Raw genomic sequence first — 17092 nt, 5'->3', positions numbered from 1 at the left:
ATATCAGACTTAAACAATCGTTAAAGAAGATTAGTCTTCTTTAGGGCCACGAGCTGCGCGGCGACGGTCGTTTTCAGTCAGGTGACGTTTACGGATACGTACAGAAACCGGAGTCACTTCTACCAATTCGTCGTCATCGATGAATTCCAGAGCCTGTTCCAGAGACATTTTAATCGCAGGAACCAGAGTCGTTGCTTCATCAGTACCAGACGCACGCATGTTGGTCAGTTTTTTACCGGTCAAGCAGTTAACGGTCAGGTCGTTAGAACGAGTATGAATACCGATGATCTGGCCTTCATAAACTTCTGCACCGTGACCCAAGAACAGCTTACCGCGATCCTGCAGACCGAACAGAGCAAACGCAACCGCTTTACCCTGACCGTTAGAGATCAGCACGCCGTTCTGACGCTGGCCGATTTCGCCTGGACGTACATCGTCGTAATGGCTGAAGGTGGAGTACAGCAGACCAGTACCAGAAGTCATAGTCATGAATTCAGTACGGAAGCCGATCAGGCCACGCGCAGGGATGATGTAATCCAAACGGATACGACCCTTGCCATCTGGAACCATGTTTTTAACGTCGCCCTTACGTTCACCCATGGCTTGCATGACTGAACCCTGGTGCTGCTCTTCGATATCCAGAGTTACGTTTTCAAACGGTTCTTGCATACGGCCATCAATCTTACGGTTGATAACCTTAGGACGAGATACTGCCAGCTCGAAACCTTCACGACGCATGTTTTCGATCAGAACCGACAGGTGAAGTTCACCACGGCCTGAAACGCGGAATGCGTCAGCATCTTCAGTTTCTTCAACGCGCAGAGCAACGTTGTGTACCAGTTCTTTCTGCAGACGCTCCAGGATCTGACGGGAGGTCACGTATTTACCTTCTTTACCGCAGAACGGAGAGGTGTTTACGCAGAAGTACATGGTTACAGTTGGTTCATCAACGCTCAGCGCAGGCAGAGCTTCAACATTACCGACTTCACAAATGGTGTCGGAAATGTTCAGTTCACCCAGACCGGTGATTGCGATGATGTCACCAGCTTCAGCAACGTCAGCTTCGATACGCTCCAGACCCATGTGGGTCAGAACTTTACCGACTTTACCGTTACGAGTTTTGCCTTCGCTATCGATCAAAGTAACCTGTTGGTTAGGTTTGATTTTACCGCGTTTGATACGGCCGATACCGATAACGCCAACGTAGTTGTTGTAGTCCAGCTGAGAAATTTGCATCTGGAAAGGTGCATCAGCTTCAACTTGTGGCGGAGATACATGGTCAACAATCGCTTGATACAGCGGAGTCATGTCGTCGGCCATATCGTTATGGTCCAGACCCGCAATACCGTTCAACGCAGATGCGTAAACGATTGGGAAGTCCAGCTGCTCGTCGGTTGCGTCCAAGTTAACGAACAGGTCGAAGACCTGATCGACAACCCAGTCAGGACGTGCGCCCGGACGGTCAACTTTGTTGATAACCACAATTGGTTTCAGACCGTTAGCAAATGCTTTTTTGGTCACGAAACGGGTCTGCGGCATAGGGCCATCCATTGCGTCAACAACCAGCAGTACCGAGTCAACCATAGACATTACACGTTCAACTTCGCCACCGAAGTCAGCATGCCCCGGGGTATCCACGATGTTGATACGGTAGTCTTTCCAATTAATGGCGGTGTTTTTCGCGAGGATGGTAATCCCACGCTCTTTCTCCAAATCGTTGGAGTCCATTACGCGTTCAGTTGCTTCTTCACGTTCACCGAACGTGCCGGATTGTTGTAGCAACTTGTCAACCAGGGTAGTTTTCCCATGGTCAACGTGCGCAATAATGGCGATGTTACGCAGATTTTCGATCACAGCTTTGCCTCAGGCATTAGAAATAGCGCGCTATTGTACACGTAATAAGCGAGGGACTAAACAAGATCACAAGCATCTCTTATAAACAACCGTAAAAAGGTGAGTTTGTGATCCTATTCACGATGCCAAACGGCGCGGGAATGAACAATTTGCACTGGAATGGTGCATATGAAATCTTACACTGCACCATTCTGGTGCGGAATTCGATTCTGGTGCATAGTCTCCTATCACCAGATACGCCAATTATGCGCTTTCCGAGCGATTTGTAAAGTTGGCATGGTTTTAGCTTGTATAAATTTATGGTGAAAAAACCATTTATATATACAGATTCGTTCCACGACGACCTTAGGCAACCGGGAGTAGAGTATGTCCGCTGAACACGTATTAACAATGCTGAATGAGCATGAAGTCAAATTCGTAGACCTGCGTTTTACTGATACTAAAGGTAAAGAACAGCACGTTACGATCCCTGCTCATCAAGTCAATGCCGACTTCTTTGAAGAAGGTAAAATGTTTGACGGCTCCTCTATCGGCGGCTGGAAAGGTATCAACGAATCCGACATGGTGCTGATGCCAGATGCAAGCACTGCGGTTCTTGATCCATTCTTTGAAGAACCAACTCTGATTATCCGTTGCGACATTCTTGAGCCAGGCACCATGCAGGGCTATGACCGCGACCCACGCTCCATCTCTAAGCGTGCAGAAGATTACCTGCGCTCTTCGGGCATCGCAGACACCGTTCTGTTTGGGCCTGAACCAGAATTCTTCCTGTTCGATGACATTCGTTTCGGCAGCAGCATTCGTGGCTCCCACGTAGCTATTGACGATATCGAAGGCGCATGGAACTCCAGCACCAAATACGAAGGCGGCAACAAAGGCCATCGTCCAGCGGTGAAAGGCGGCTATTTCCCTGTACCTCCTGTCGATTCTTCACAGGACATCCGCTCTACCATGTGTCTGACCATGGAAGACATGGGTTTGGTGGTTGAAGCTCATCACCATGAAGTTGCAACCGCCGGTCAGAACGAAGTGGCAACCCGCTTCAATACCATGACCAAAAAAGCTGACGAAATTCAGATTTACAAATACGTGGTTCACAACGTGGCTCACGCATTCGGCAAAACTGCGACCTTCATGCCAAAACCAATGTTTGGCGATAACGGTTCTGGTATGCACTGCCATATGTCCCTGTCTAAGAACGGAACTAACCTGTTCGCAGGCGACAAATACGCGGGCCTGTCTGAAATGGCGCTGTACTACATTGGCGGCGTAATCAAACATGCTAAAGCGATCAACGCGCTGGCAAACCCAACCACCAACTCCTACAAGCGTTTGGTCCCAGGCTACGAAGCACCTGTTATGCTGGCTTACTCTGCCCGTAACCGTTCTGCTTCTATCCGTATTCCAGTTATCGCCAGCCCGAAAGGTCGCCGTATTGAAGTTCGCTTCCCAGATCCAGCGGCTAACCCATACCTGTGCTTCGCGGCACTGCTGATGGCAGGCTTGGACGGTATTGTGAACAAAATCCATCCTGGCGATGCGATGGATAAAAACCTGTACGATCTGCCACCAGAAGAAGCGAAAGAGATCCCAACCGTTGCGGGCTCTCTGGACGAGGCGCTAGCCTGTCTGGATGCTGACCGTGAATTCTTGACCCGCGGTGGCGTGTTCACCAACGACGCGATCGACGCTTACATCAAACTGCGTCAGGAAGAGATGGAACGTGTTCGCATGACTCCGCATCCTGTTGAGTTTGAACTGTATTACAGCGTCTAAAACCGGCGTTTAAAACACGCTCATGCGCTTGGCACGTCTTATGGCGTGCCGCTAAAAGATTCAAATTGGTTCGTCGATTTTTTGTTGCCGTGGAAACTTTATACCCATCTTCGGATGGGTTTTTTTCTCCACTTTTTTTGAGCATCTAACTGATGGGCACCCGCGGAGAAATTTTTTTACTCGCCAAATCCCACGGTTTTGAAAGCATGCTAAAGTGCATTTATCTTATTTGCACCAAAACAGTGCAGGAGCCCGCAATATGGCCGACCAATCCATGACCGATGCGCAAACCGCACGTAAACAGCCCGACTCCGGGCAAATTCTCAATTCTCTGATTACCTGCGTATTGTTGCTCGATCGCAATCTGGCGGTTCATTACGCCAATCCAGCCGCCCAACAGCTGTTGGCTCAAAGTTCTCGCAAATTATTCGGCACCCCACTCCCAGACTTATTAGGCTACTTCTCGCTGAATATTCGGCTGATGCACGATAGCCTGCATGCTGGGCAGGGCTTTACCGATAATGAAGTCACGCTGGTTATTGATGGCCATGCACATATTATGGCGCTCACGGCACAACCCATGAGTGATGATTTTATCCTGTTGGAACTCTCACCGATGGATAGCCAGCGCCGCCTCAGCCAAGAACAGCTACAGCATGCCCAGCAGGTCGCCGCTCGCGATTTGGTGCGTGGATTAGCTCATGAGATTAAAAACCCGCTCGGTGGATTACGCGGCGCGGCGCAGCTGTTAGCTAAAGCCTTACCCGATCCCTCGCTGACCGAATACACCAAGGTCATCATTGAGCAGGCAGACCGTCTTAGAAATCTGGTCGATCGGCTGTTAGGCCCTCAGCGTCCGGGTCAACACGTCACACAAAGCATTCATCAGGTGGCAGAACGTGTTTGCCAGCTGGTTTCGCTCGAATGCCCCGACAACGTCACGCTGGTTCGAGATTACGATCCGAGCCTGCCGGAGCTTGAGCACGATCCTGAACAAATTGAGCAAGTGCTACTTAATATCACCCGCAATGCGCTCCAAGCGCTAGGAAACGCGGGAGGCACAATTACGTTGCGCACGCGAACCGCATTCCAGCTCACCCTGCATGGCGAGCGCTATCGCTTAGCGGCACGTATTGATATTGAAGATGATGGTCCTGGGATCCCCGCCCATCTGCACGATACCCTGTTTTATCCGATGGTCAGTGGCCGCGAAGGCGGTACCGGACTCGGCCTGTCGATTGCCCGAAATCTCATCGACCAGCATCAGGGTAAAATTGAATTTAATAGCTGGCCGGGGCATACCGAATTTTCGGTTTATCTGCCTATTCGCAAGTAATTCACAACATTCACTAAGCGGCCTTCCGTAAACAGAGGTGATTATGACAACGCAACAGGGAATCGTCTGGATCGTTGATGATGACAGTTCCATCCGCTGGGTGCTGGAACGCGCACTGACCGGCGCGGGTCTGCGCTGCGTCACGTTTGAGAACGGAAATGAGGTACTGGATGCCTTAGCCAGCCAAACGCCGGACGTTTTGTTATCCGATATTCGCATGCCCGGCATGGATGGTTTAGCGTTACTCAAGCAGATAAAACAGCGTCATCCAATGCTTCCGGTCATCATAATGACAGCGCATTCAGACTTGGATGCCGCGGTCAGCGCCTATCAGCAAGGTGCCTTTGATTACTTGCCTAAGCCTTTTGATATTGATGAAGCGGTCGCTCTTGTAGAACGGGCGATCAGCCACTATCAGGAACAGCAGCATCCCGCACGCAGCGAACCCATTAACGATCCGGCTGCCGATATCATCGGTGAAGCACCGGCGATGCAGGATGTCTTTCGCATTATTGGCCGACTTTCGCGCTCTTCAATCAGCGTATTGATTAACGGTGAATCGGGTACGGGTAAAGAGCTGGTGGCGCACGCGCTACATCGCCACAGCCCACGCGGCAAAGCGCCGTTTATTGCGCTGAATATGGCCGCCATCCCCAAAGACCTGATTGAATCAGAGCTGTTTGGTCACGAAAAAGGGGCCTTTACCGGCGCGAATCAAATTCGTCAGGGCCGTTTTGAACAGGCAGACAGCGGCACGCTGTTTCTGGATGAAATCGGTGATATGCCGCTCGATGTGCAAACGCGTCTGCTGCGCGTGCTAGCCGACGGTCAGTTTTATCGCGTTGGCGGATATGCCCCCGTCAAAGTCGATGTGCGTATCATTGCCGCAACGCATCAAAACCTTGAGCAACGGGTGCAGGAAGGAAAATTCCGTGAGGATTTATTCCATCGCCTTAACGTCATTCGCGTACATCTGCCTCCGTTGCGCGAGCGCCGTGAAGATATTCCTCGCCTAGCGCGTTACTTTTTAAAAGTGGCTGCCACCGAATTAGGCGTTGAAGCAAAAATTCTTCATCCTGATACCGAGTTGGCGCTCACACGTCTTCCATGGCCGGGTAACGTGCGCCAGCTAGAAAACACCTGCCGTTGGCTTACCGTTATGGCCGCCGGACAGGAGTTGCTGGTTCAAGACTTGCCAAGCGAGCTGTTTGAAACCAGCGTGCCGGAATCCACCAGCGGAACCGCCTCTCCCGATCATTGGTCTGCACTTTTGGCTCAGTGGGCAGAACATGCCTTGCGATCTGGCCATCAGGACCTGTTGTCTGAGGCGCAGCCAGAGATGGAACGCATTCTGCTGACGACCGCGCTGCGTCATACCCATGGTCATAAACAAGAAGCCGCACGCCTTCTCGGCTGGGGACGCAATACCCTGACACGTAAGCTAAAAGAGTTGGGAATGGAGTAATCGTTAGCCAATCATTAGAGATTTGTTAGCGGGCTGTGTCTGGTTAATAAAAATACAATCCGGCGCACAAAAAAACGGCTATGCCGATCTTTCACTGCACACCGCGGATCGGTATGATCATCGGCACAGTTTTTGGAGGTTATGATGATCGATTCGTTACTGAGCTTGATCTCGCAAGGTACTGAGCTCGCCACCGCCGCCGGACACTCATCGCAGACGGCATTTGCCGCCGTGCTATGCGCCGCTCTGCTGAGTTTTTTAGGCTAACCTATTCACTCCCCCCTCTCATGAGAAAGGGCGTTGTTCTAGCAACGCCCTTTTTTGTTGGCAGAATCCTTAAAACTCATCGTGATTAAGACCCAATTCAGAACCCTGTTTGCATCTTTCGCTGTTATGCTGAAATGAAAGAGCCTGAATTATCAGCCAATCCTGACGCCTATCTCCTAGGAGCAAACATGAAACCTGCCATCGTTCTCTATAAAAAGCTACCCGCTGACCTGCGCCAAAAGCTCGACGAACACTTCAGCGTGACCGCCTTTGACGAGCTTTCTCATCAAACCTACCCTGCATTTTTACAGGCATTAAAAAACGCAGAAGGATTAATCGGTTCTGGCGGGCGTATTGATGCTGACCTACTGGCACAAGCGCCTAAACTTCGGGCGGCTTCAACCATTTCAGTCGGCTACGATAATTTTGACGTCGACGAGATGACCCGACGTAATATCTTGCTGATGCATACCCCCACCGTGTTAACGGAAACCGTCGCGGATACGTTAATGGGGCTGATGCTGGCCACTGCGCGCCGCATTCCAGAATTAGATGCATGGATCCGTGACGGGCATTGGAATGATAGCCTTGGAGCCGATCATTACGGAACGGACGTTCACCACAAAACCGTCGGTATTCTTGGCATGGGGCGCATCGGTATGGCGCTGGCACAGCGCGCTCACTTTGGTTTTGGCATGAAAGTGCTTTATAACACCCGCACCCCAAACCCAGAGGCGAATCAAAAATATCAGGCACAACATTGCGATTTAGATACGCTACTCGCCCAATCTGATTTTGTTTGCATAACACTGCCGCTGACGTCACAAACCCACCATATGATTGGGCGTGCACAGTTAGAAAAAATGAAAAAAAGCGCCATTTTAATCAATGCGGGTCGCGGACCTGTCATTGATGAAAACGCCTTAATTGAAGCGCTGAAAGACGGCACCATCCTCGCGGCGGGCTTAGATGTGTTTGAGCGCGAACCATTACCTCATGATTCAGAGCTGATGAAGCTTAAAAATGTGGTTTTAGCACCGCATATTGGCTCGGCAACACATGAAACCCGCTACGGTATGGCGGCGTGCGCCGTCGATAATCTGATTGCTGCATTAAACGGTACGGTGAAGGAAAACTGCGTCAATCCTCAGATTGCAGCCAAAAACTAGAAACATAAAGCAGTGATGGGCAGGACAATCTGCCCATACTTCAGCGGAGAATAGGAGGCGTTATTAAGCACACGTTATAAAGAATAGTAGTGCTCTTTTACACGCTGCCAATCTTCAGGAGGGATCGGCTCTAAGTATTTCTCTAACTGTTTAAAATCGTGCCGCACCGCTTTTTCTCTCACCCAACGGCGGCGACTCTTTTCAAGATCTAAAAATCCAGCCTGAACGTCCCCATGACTTTTCACATAGATATGCCGCACATAACAGCAACCGTGCTGACGATTTACGCTATGCATTTTTTTAAAGGCAACGGCAATCTGCTTGAGCAGTTCATTCATCACTTCAGGTTCGCAGGCCTGATTCTGTTTTTGTGTATACCAATCACCGATACACACAAAATCCTTCATATCTTCCGTCACGAGCAGTGCACGCCATTCGCCATTAATTTGCAGCGCTTTACCGTATACGATTTTAGGGACGATCACACCAGCCGCCGAGAGCTCGTTGATCACCTGAATTTCGCGCACAATGGTGGGACGTCCAAATGGATAACGCAGAGAGTGGAATAGGTGCATCACCTGACGTTTTACATAAAGCGTTTTGCCATCACGTTCTATGCGCTGAACGCCGCTCATGCCTTTGCGGCGCTCATTAGGCTCTTCAACCCAATCGCCTTCTGTATCCCACCAACGTTGAAACTCTTCTAATTCTGCTCGTGATGCCATATCAACCCCTCGTGTGAAAATCCATTCACGCAGACTGTTATTTCTAAATTTAAAATCGAACGAAAAAAATACACATACAGCGCAATAATAACCACTAAAACTAGTAGTGGGATTATCTTAAAGAGCTCACCGACCGCAGGACGTACTTCCGTATATCGCCAGAAAACGTACATTCATCATCACGAAGGCTTAAGTCGGCGATAAAACATTCAATGCACAAACGTAATAGGTGAATCGTTTCATAATGACTGCGGTTATGTGGTTTACCCCACAGATGTGCGATGCGGCTTTTGCGAGAATCCACAGTAATTGTAAGCAGTTAGACATTAACCAGTGATCAACGGCGAGCGAGTTCGATGCCGCCTTTTATTAGCAGTAGAATCAAGGATGTGTACGATGAGCGATATCGCCCTTACGGTTAGTCTGCTGGCGCTCGTTGCCGTGCTGGGTTTGTGGATCGGCAATTGGCGCATTTATGGTGTTGGCTTAGGCATCGGAGGCGTGCTTTTTGGCGGAATTATCGTCGGCCATTTTGCTCAGACTTACGCACTCGACCTCAACGGCGATATGCTGCATTTCATCCAAGAATTCGGCCTGATTTTATTTGTGTATACCATCGGGATTCAGGTCGGGCCCGGCTTCTTCTCCTCGCTACGGGTTTCAGGGCTCAGGCTTAACGGCTTTGCCGTTCTGATGGTGGTGTTGAGCGGCGTCGTGACGGCGCTGATCCACAAACTGTTTGGTGTTCCTCTTCCCGTGATACTGGGCGTGTTTTCAGGCGCAGTGACCAATACCCCTGCGCTTGGAGCCGGACAGCAAATCCTGACCGATTTAGGCTCCGATCCCGCGCTGGTTGATAAGATGGGGATGGGCTATGCCATGGCCTACCCGTTTGGGATATGCGGCATTTTGCTGGTGATGTGGCTGCTACGCTTGATATTTCGTATCAGCGTGGATGCCGAGGCCAGAGATTTTGACGCCAAAAATGGCTTGAAGCATGAGCTGCTGCAAACCATGAACATTTCGGTGCGAAACCCCAATCTGGCAGGAATGCCGATTCATAGCATCCCTATTATCAACAGCGATGAAATCGTCTGTTCACGTTTAAAACGCGGCGAACATCTGATGGTGCCACTGCCCGATACGGTGCTGGAATTAGGCGACCTTATCCATCTGGTTGGACAAAAACAGGATTTAGAAAACGCACGGTTAGTCATCGGCGATCAGGTCGATACATCACTGTCTACACGCGGTACGGCGCTTCAAGTGAGCCGCGTGGTGGTGACGAACGAGAAAGTGTTAGGTAAAAAAATCCGCGATCTGAATTTAAAACAGAAATACGACGTGGTGATCTCTCGCCTGAACCGCTCTGGTGTTGAGTTGGTTGCGAGTAGCAATGCAAGCCTCCAGTTTGGCGATATATTGAATCTGGTGGGAAGACCGGAATCTATCGATCGCGTGGCAGATATCGTCGGCAACGCCCAGCAGAAACTGCAACAGGTTCAAATGCTGCCGGTGTTTATTGGCATTGGACTCGGCGTTTTACTCGGTTCCATCCCCCTTTTCATCCCCGGATTCCCTGCCGCATTGAAGTTAGGTTTGGCGGGTGGTCCGTTGGTGGTCGCGCTGATTTTAGGCCGCATCGGCAGTATTGGTAAGCTGTATTGGTTTATGCCACCTAGCGCCAACCTTGCCCTGCGCGAACTCGGTATCGTCCTATTTTTATCCGTCGTTGGCCTGAAATCTGGCGGTAACTTCGTTGATACATTGCTTAATGGCGATGGTTTATCGTGGATTGGCTATGGCATCTTAATTACCGCGATTCCACTGCTTACTGCTGGGATCCTCGCGCGCGCGATGGCGAAGATGAACTATCTAACCATCTGCGGCATGCTAGCTGGCTCAATGACAGATCCTCCAGCGCTGGCTTTCGCTAACGGACTACATCCGACTAGCGGCGCTGCGGCGCTCTCGTATGCGACGGTTTATCCACTCGCAATGTTCTTAAGGATTATGTCGCCACAGTTGTTGGCGGTGATTTTTTGGGCAATGTAGGGGCGGGGATTTTATGGAGTAGTGTAAGGTTTCGAACACCGAGTATGTCTGTACTGAAGTTCATACAAGACAATCTCAATATTACAGATATACGTAAGGTTTCGAACGCCTGTGAGCATTTGCATTTCTATGAAGCTACCGGCGTAGGCGTCCGATGAGAGTCCCGTTGCGCGGGGACTCTCAACTCGCGCGCTTTTGACCGAGCCGTTTGACCGACCGGTCTCGGAGCGCACATCCTGTGCGCCCTCAACCTGCCACCAGCATCCCTGCTGGCGGCTCTAAAATGCATTCCATCTAACACGGAAAAGACAAAAGACTTTTTTGTCTTCTTATCTTTTTATTTTTTTCTCTGTTTTTCTTTTCATTGTTTAAGTCTTGGTGGGGAGAGCCGTCGGTACAGGGATGTACCGACGGAGTTTGGGGCGCCCGGGATGGGCGATACCAAACCGGAGCGGAGATGGCGTCTCGGATAAAAGCGCGCGGGTGTTGGGTGCGCGCGCTGGCGCACCCGACTCGAACGCCTTCGACTGAAGTTGTATGTGAATACCGGTGCTGATAGGCGGTCGAAACCTTACACCGCAAGCGCATACTCCATAATCAGGCATTTATGCACTGAATTAAGCTTACATTTTGCAATGACAATCCCACCTCGATCACACTTCTGAATTCATCCCAAACCAATCTGTGACAACTGTCATACATCCTCATTATTTCGCTTTTTTATGGAACCGGTTCCAAATATCTTGGCGTTATTGAATTGATGATGAAGTGACCATCATTGGAGTGAATATGAAAAGAGATATCGTCGTTGTGACCGCCGCTTATGGGTGGGACAACATTAAAAAGTTAGGCGGACAGGCTAATTTACTGCCAATTATCGCCGAATCAGGTGCCAACGGCGTTGAAATTCGTCGCGAGTTATTATCTGACTCAGAACTAAGCACCTTAAGCCATTTAGCCGGTCAAATTGCTGACCACCAGCTTTTCGCCGTCTATTCCGTACCGGAAGGATTATTTTCCCGCGATGGTTCACTGAATCCACAGCTCGAAAATCGTTTACGAGAAGCCGCCGAGCTCAACGCTCGCACGGTGAAATTCTCACTAGGGCATTATCAGCCAGGCTATGACATCACCGAACTAAACGCCTTGCTCAGCAAGCACCAAGTGCAACTCGTGGTTGAAAACGATCAAACACCGGACTGCGGTATTTTGTCACCGTTAAACGCGTTTTTTGCCGCGGTACAAGATTGTCATTCCCCAATACGTATGACCTTCGATATGGCGAACTGGGACTGGGTTGACGAAGACGCGCATATTGCAGCGCAAAAGCTGGCGCACATGGTGCATTACGTACATGTGAAAGCCGCAGAAAAACGGCCTCAAGGCTGGTGCGCGGTGGAACTCGATAATAGCGACGGTCGCTGGAAACCCTTGCTGGCTAAGCTTCCCCATCAGGCAATGCGCGGTATTGAATTCCCATTAGAAGGCGATGACTTAACCTCAGTAACCCGCCACTACGTTAATTTATTGAGAGCAGACTAATATGAAAACTTCACCGTTAGACGTAATCACCTATGGCGAAGCAATGACCATGTTCGTCGCCAATGAAACCGGTGAACTGGATCAAGCCATGCAGTTCACCAAACGTATCGCGGGCGCTGAGCTGAACGTATCTATTGGTTTGTCTCGCCTCGGAATGAACGTGGGCTGGGTTAGCCGCGTAGGAAACGACTCTTTTGGCCGTTTTACGCTCGCTACGCTACAGCAAGAGGGAATAAATCATCAGTGCGTTACCGTTGATGAGCGCTTCCCAACCGGTTTTCAGCTGAAATCTAAAGCAGAAAATGGAACCGATCCCAAAGTGGAATATTTCCGCAAAGGATCGGCTGCCAGCCACCTTTCTGTTCACGATTTCGATCGGGCCTATTTCTCGCAGGCTCGCCATCTTCACCTGAGCGGCGTTGCCGCAGCGCTTTCTACCGATTCTTTGGCTCTCGCCAACCACGCGGCTCAGGAAATGCGTGCGATGGGTAAAACCATCTCTTTCGATCCTAATTTGCGTCCAGTGCTATGGCCAAGCCAGCAAGTGATGTGTGAAAAGCTGAATGCTTTAGCGTTCCAGGCCGATTGGGTTTTACCGGGTCTGAAAGAGGGTCAGATCCTCACAGGCAAACAAACACCGGAAGAGATTGCTGATTTCTATCTTAGCCGCGGCGTAAAAGCCGTCATCATCAAACTCGGGCCAGATGGCGCTTGGTTTAAAACCGCAGACGGCCACCAGCAACATGTTGCTGCCGTGCGTGTTGAAAACGTGATTGATACCGTTGGCGCGGGTGATGGCTTTGCCGTCGGTGTTATCAGTGCATTACTTGAAGGCAAAGCGCTACCGGATGCCGTTATGCGCGGTAACAAAATTGGTGCGCTGGCTGTGCAGGCGATCGGGGACAGCGAGGGTTTACCAACCCGTGCTGAACTCGGCGAATAATAAATAACACATCCACCTCTGGGCCCTACATCCCAAGGATGTATCTGAACCATACTGAAGGATTATAACCATGAGCAAATCAACGATTGCCCCGAAGCGCTGGTGGTACATCATGCCGGTGATTTTTATCACCTACAGCATGGCTTATCTTGATCGCGCGAACTTCAGCTTTGCCTCTGCCGCTGGGATTAATGAAGATCTTGGCATCACCAAAGGAATGGCCTCTCTGCTGGGAGCCCTATTCTTCCTCGGCTATTTTTTCTTCCAGATCCCTGGAGCCATTTACGCCGAACGCCGTAGCGTGCGTAAGCTGGTATTTTGGTGCCTGATCCTGTGGGGCATGTGTGCCACGCTAACCGGCTTGGTCAGTAATATTCCTGCACTGGCGGCGATTCGATTCGCTCTTGGGGTCGTTGAAGCGGCGGTTATGCCCGCCATGCTTATCTACATCAGTAACTGGTTTACCAAGGCAGAACGCTCCAGAGCCAATACCTTTTTGATTTTAGGTAATCCGGTCACCGTTCTGTGGATGTCTGTGGTGTCTGGCTATTTGATTCATGCCTATGGCTGGCGCGAAATGTTCATCATCGAAGGCTTCCCTGCGGTTATTTGGGCCTTCTGTTGGTGGGTGCTGGTTAAAGATAAACCTGAGCAGGTTGGCTGGTTAAGTGAATCTGAAAAAGCCGCGCTGCAAGCCAAACTGCTTGAAGAACAGCAAGGCATTAAGGCTGTACGTAACTACAGCGAGGCTTTCCGCTCACGTAACGTCATTATCCTGTGCGCTCAGTATTTCGCGTGGAGTATCGGCGTGTACGGCTTTGTGCTGTGGCTGCCTTCGATTCTGCGCCACGGTTCTGATATGGGAATGGTGGAAGCTGGCTGGTTATCGGCGGTGCCATATTTGGCTGCAACCATTGCGATGATCGTGGTGTCTTGGGCATCCGACAAAATGCAAAACCGTAAACTGTTCGTATGGCCGCTGCTGTTGATCGGCGCACTGGCCTTTATCGGTTCTTATCTCGTCGGCGCTAATCACTTCTGGTGGTCTTACGCGCTGTTGGTTATCGCAGGCGCAGCGATGTATGCACCTTATGGCCCATTCTTCGCCATTATCCCTGAAATGCTGCCACGTAACGTTTCCGGTGGCGCAATGGCCTTAATTAACAGCATGGGCGCACTAGGCTCTTTCTTTGGCTCGTGGTTTGTGGGTTATCTGAATGGTTCTACCGGCTCTCCAGCTGCGTCCTACGTATTTATGGCCGGTGCGCTACTGGTCGCTGTTTGGTTAACGCTTATCGTTAAACCCTCAGATACGCAAAAAAAAGCCACCGTTAAACCGGCCTCAGCCGTTGCTCAGGGGAAATAGTTTTATGAAGCAATCCATTGTTCTGTATAAGAAAATACCCTCTGATTTGCTACAACGATTAGAAGACAATTTTGATGTCCGATTCTTTGATGGAATCAATGAGACTAACCGTGCAGAAGTTCTCGCCGCGCTAAAAAATGCCGATGGCATGATTGGCGCAAGTGTTCCGGTACGAGCAGAGTTACTTGACCATGCTCTCAAGCTAAAAGCGATCTCAACCATTTCAGTTGGCTACGATCAGTTCGACGTCGGCGATCTGACACAGCGTAAAATTGTGTTGATGCACACGCCAACGGTGCTCACCGAAACCACGGCTGATACCGTGTTTACGCTGATTCTGATGACCGCTCGCCGCGCTTTGGAAATGGCAGAAATGGTGAAAGCCGGAAAATGGACGCGCAGCATCGGCAGCGATAGCTATGGCGTCGACGTTCATCATAAAACGATTGGTATTTTGGGCATGGGGCGTATCGGCGCGGCGCTGGCACGTCGAGCCCACGCAGGTTTTGGCATGAATGTTTTGTACTGGAACGATCGCCCCAATACGCAGGTGGAAAAGGAATTTAACGCTCGCCGTTGCGAACTGGATGAATTGCTCGCCCAGTCTGACTTCGTCTGTATTACGCTGCCTTACAGTGAGCAAACGCATAAACTCATCAACACTGAACGTTTAGCTAAAATGAAATCCAGCGCTATTTTGATCAACGGCGCACGCGGCAAAATCGTCGATCAGGCTGCATTAATTGAGGCGTTAAAAAACGGTACGATTCGCGCTGCAGGATTGGATGTGTTCGAAGTGGAGCCACTGCCTGCTGATTCAGAATTGCTGCAGTTACCTAACGTTGTTGCACTGCCTCACATCGGCTCAGCAACGGAAGAAACCCGCTATAACATGGCGGCCTGCGCGGTAGATAATCTGATCACGGCATTAACGGGGGAAGTAACGGAAAACAGTGTGAATGCACATTTGTTGAAGTAATTGCGTCGTGCTTCACTTCAGGTCTTGGTAGGTCCAGCCACATCGGCTCTTCCTACCAAGACATACATCTTTTAGATCACCCGCGAAAACTGCTGCATTCTCGCCTGCTTACGCAGATAAATATCAAAGCACATGCAAATATTACGGATCAGCAGACGACCGCGTGGCGTCACTTCAATGCTGGTTGGCGTTATTTCCACCAGCCCATCGTCGACCAAAGGTGCCAGCAGTTTTAAGTCATCCGCGAAATAATCGGCAAAAACAATCGCGTATTGGCTCTCAACTTGGGAATAGTCTAGACGGAAGTTGCAGATGAGATTTTTAATCACATCACGGCGCAAACAGTCATCTTCAGTCATGGAAAGCCCACGCCAAAGCGCATGGCCGTGGTCTTGCACGTCGGCGTAATACTCTTTCAGCACTTTGCGATTCTGCGCATAGCTATCCCCGATCATGCTTATCGCGGAAACGCCCAGCCCGAGCAGATCGCTATCGCCCTGCGTGGTATAGCCTTGGAAATTGCGATGCAATTTGCCCTCACGCTGAGCCACCGCCAATTCATCATTAGCGTGAGCGAAGTGGTCCATACCGATAAACTGATAGCCAGAACCCGTTAGCATCGCGATAGTTTCTTGCAGGATAGACAGCTTGCTGTCTGCCGATGGCAGGTCTTCGTCTTTAATTTTACGCTGCGCGGCAAATAGCTTCGGCATATGCGCGTAGTTAAATACGCTCAGACGATCGGGATTTAGCTCAGCCACTTTTTGCAGCGTATAGCTAAAGCTCTCTGGCGTTTGCTTTGGTAAACCGTAGATAAGATCGATATTCGTTGAGGTAAAACCGATCGCTTTAGCTCGGTTAATCAAATCGAAGATAAACTGTTCGTCTTGCTCACGATTCACCAGCTTCTGAACTTCTTTGTTGAAGTCCTGCACGCCCATACTGAGGCGGTTGAAGCCTTCTTGGCGCAGGTGGTCGAGCACATCCAGCTCAATTTCACGCGGATCGACCTCAATTGAAATTTCTGCATCCGGCAGAAAATCAAAAGCATCGCGCAGCATATGCATTAAGCCGGAAATCTGGTTTTTATCTAGATACGTTGGCGTACCACCGCCCCAATGTAATTGGGAGACTTTTCGCCCCACAAACATCGGTGCACGTTGGCGAATTTCGAATGCCAGCTTATCAAGATATTCATCCGCTTTATGTGTTTGACGGGTAACGATCTTATTGCAGCCGCAGAAGTAACACAGCTTGTGGCAAAACGGGATATGAACGTAAAGCGACAGCGCACGTTCAGGGTAACGAGCTACTGCATTCGCAAACTCAGTCTCGGTGAAGCTTTCGCTGAATTCTAATGCAGTAGGATATGAGGTGTAACGCGGCCCAGAATAGTTATATTTTTGAATCAGGGCCAGATCCCAGACAATTGCCTGTTCCGACATGCTTACTCCTTCCGATGATTTCGTCTGCCAGACCGGTGACGAGGAAGCCGTGAAAACTGGCGGGTCATGGCAGCTTGCCGCCAGCGTTGTTTACGCCGCGACAGCCACCATAGTTTACCTAATAACCACAGCAGATAACACGTAAGCAGTAAGGCTATTGTTAGGATTAG

13 protein-coding genes are annotated in these 17092 nt (G+C 50.1%); 10 read left to right on the top strand and 3 right to left on the bottom strand.

Annotated features, from left to right (window positions below):
* Positions 1 to 30: 30 nt before the first annotated feature.
* Positions 31 to 1854 (bottom strand): ribosome-dependent GTPase TypA, encoded by a 1824-nt coding sequence (gene typA / locus DSM2777_RS03650; protein ID WP_025799735.1) that lies wholly within the window; start codon positions 1852 to 1854, stop codon positions 31 to 33.
* Positions 1855 to 2220: 366 nt separating this feature from the next.
* Between typA and glnA the strand changes: the two genes are divergently transcribed.
* The 5 genes from glnA (at position 2221) to ghrB (DSM2777_RS03630) (ending at position 7867) form a co-directional block, all read left to right on the top strand.
* Positions 2221 to 3630, top strand: a complete 1410-nt coding sequence (glnA, locus tag DSM2777_RS03645) for a glutamate--ammonia ligase (RefSeq protein WP_025799736.1) — start codon at positions 2221 to 2223, stop codon at positions 3628 to 3630.
* A 274-nt stretch (positions 3631 to 3904) separates the two neighbouring features.
* Positions 3905 to 4966 carry a nitrogen regulation protein NR(II) gene (gene glnL / locus DSM2777_RS03640; RefSeq protein ID WP_025799737.1) on the top strand — a complete coding sequence of 354 codons (1062 nt, stop codon included), beginning with the start codon at positions 3905 to 3907 and terminating at the stop codon, positions 4964 to 4966.
* Between the two features lie 43 nt (positions 4967 to 5009).
* Complete coding sequence (gene glnG, locus DSM2777_RS03635) at positions 5010 to 6431, top strand: nitrogen regulation protein NR(I) (protein WP_061553200.1); 1422 nt, start codon at positions 5010 to 5012, stop codon at positions 6429 to 6431.
* Positions 6432 to 6572: 141 nt separating this feature from the next.
* A complete protein-coding gene (locus DSM2777_RS24385) occupies positions 6573 to 6698 on the top strand; it encodes a YshB family small membrane protein (protein ID WP_418009023.1) in 126 nt (41 codons plus the stop codon).
* A 188-nt stretch (positions 6699 to 6886) separates the two neighbouring features.
* Complete coding sequence (gene ghrB / locus DSM2777_RS03630) at positions 6887 to 7867, top strand: glyoxylate/hydroxypyruvate reductase GhrB (RefSeq protein WP_061553199.1); 981 nt, start codon at positions 6887 to 6889, stop codon at positions 7865 to 7867.
* 74 nt (positions 7868 to 7941) lie between these two features.
* On the opposite strand, the gene inaA is transcribed toward ghrB (DSM2777_RS03630), so the two are convergent.
* A complete protein-coding gene (inaA, locus tag DSM2777_RS03625) occupies positions 7942 to 8592 on the bottom strand; it encodes a lipopolysaccharide kinase InaA (RefSeq protein WP_061553198.1) in 651 nt (216 codons plus the stop codon).
* A gap of 396 nt (positions 8593 to 8988) precedes the next feature.
* Between inaA and DSM2777_RS03620 the strand changes: the two genes are divergently transcribed.
* The 5 genes from DSM2777_RS03620 (at position 8989) to ghrB (DSM2777_RS03600) (ending at position 15477) form a co-directional block, all read left to right on the top strand.
* The gene (locus DSM2777_RS03620; protein WP_043489901.1) at positions 8989 to 10647 is read left to right on the top strand and encodes a putative transporter; all 1659 of its coding nucleotides are present in this window, start codon (positions 8989 to 8991) and stop codon (positions 10645 to 10647) included.
* A gap of 789 nt (positions 10648 to 11436) precedes the next feature.
* The gene (locus tag DSM2777_RS03615) at positions 11437 to 12189 is read left to right on the top strand and encodes a sugar phosphate isomerase/epimerase family protein (RefSeq protein ID WP_061553197.1); all 753 of its coding nucleotides are present in this window, start codon (positions 11437 to 11439) and stop codon (positions 12187 to 12189) included.
* Between the two features lies 1 nt (position 12190).
* A complete protein-coding gene (locus tag DSM2777_RS03610) occupies positions 12191 to 13132 on the top strand; it encodes a sugar kinase (RefSeq protein WP_061553196.1) in 942 nt (313 codons plus the stop codon).
* 70 nt (positions 13133 to 13202) lie between these two features.
* Entirely contained in the window at positions 13203 to 14498 is a 1296-nt protein-coding gene (locus DSM2777_RS03605) for an MFS transporter (RefSeq protein ID WP_025799748.1), read from the top strand.
* Between the two features lie 4 nt (positions 14499 to 14502).
* Positions 14503 to 15477 carry a glyoxylate/hydroxypyruvate reductase GhrB gene (gene ghrB, locus DSM2777_RS03600; RefSeq protein ID WP_061553195.1) on the top strand — a complete coding sequence of 325 codons (975 nt, stop codon included), beginning with the start codon at positions 14503 to 14505 and terminating at the stop codon, positions 15475 to 15477.
* Positions 15478 to 15548: 71 nt separating this feature from the next.
* Here the strand turns inward: ghrB (DSM2777_RS03600) and hemN are convergent, their stop codons facing one another.
* A complete protein-coding gene (gene hemN / locus DSM2777_RS03595; RefSeq protein WP_061553194.1) occupies positions 15549 to 16922 on the bottom strand; it encodes an oxygen-independent coproporphyrinogen III oxidase in 1374 nt (457 codons plus the stop codon).
* Positions 16923 to 17092: the final 170 nt, after the last annotated feature.

This window comes from Obesumbacterium proteus (genome assembly GCF_001586165.1).
Classification (GTDB): Bacteria; Pseudomonadota; Gammaproteobacteria; order Enterobacterales; family Enterobacteriaceae; genus Hafnia; species Hafnia protea.
The sequence above is the reverse complement of the archived record's forward strand: the minus strand, read 5'-3'. Positions and strand labels throughout refer to the sequence as shown.

Excerpts from the sequence above, each read along its gene's own strand:
- glnA (WP_025799736.1), top strand. The coding sequence starts at position 2,221 with ATGTCCGCTGAACACGTATTAACAATGCTGAATGAGCATGAAGTCAAA.
- glnL (WP_025799737.1), top strand. The coding sequence starts at position 3,905 with ATGACCGATGCGCAAACCGCACGTAAACAGCCCGACTCCGGGCAAATT.
- glnG (WP_061553200.1), top strand. The coding sequence starts at position 5,010 with ATGACAACGCAACAGGGAATCGTCTGGATCGTTGATGATGACAGTTCC.
- DSM2777_RS24385 (WP_418009023.1), top strand. The coding sequence starts at position 6,573 with ATGATGATCGATTCGTTACTGAGCTTGATCTCGCAAGGTACTGAGCTC.
- ghrB (WP_061553199.1), top strand. The coding sequence starts at position 6,887 with ATGAAACCTGCCATCGTTCTCTATAAAAAGCTACCCGCTGACCTGCGC.
- inaA (WP_061553198.1), bottom strand. The coding sequence starts at position 8,592 with ATGGCATCACGAGCAGAATTAGAAGAGTTTCAACGTTGGTGGGATACA.
- DSM2777_RS03620 (WP_043489901.1), top strand. The coding sequence starts at position 8,989 with ATGAGCGATATCGCCCTTACGGTTAGTCTGCTGGCGCTCGTTGCCGTG.
- DSM2777_RS03615 (WP_061553197.1), top strand. The coding sequence starts at position 11,437 with ATGAAAAGAGATATCGTCGTTGTGACCGCCGCTTATGGGTGGGACAAC.
- DSM2777_RS03610 (WP_061553196.1), top strand. The coding sequence starts at position 12,191 with ATGAAAACTTCACCGTTAGACGTAATCACCTATGGCGAAGCAATGACC.
- DSM2777_RS03605 (WP_025799748.1), top strand. The coding sequence starts at position 13,203 with ATGAGCAAATCAACGATTGCCCCGAAGCGCTGGTGGTACATCATGCCG.
- ghrB (WP_061553195.1), top strand. The coding sequence starts at position 14,503 with ATGAAGCAATCCATTGTTCTGTATAAGAAAATACCCTCTGATTTGCTA.
- hemN (WP_061553194.1), bottom strand. The coding sequence starts at position 16,922 with ATGTCGGAACAGGCAATTGTCTGGGATCTGGCCCTGATTCAAAAATAT.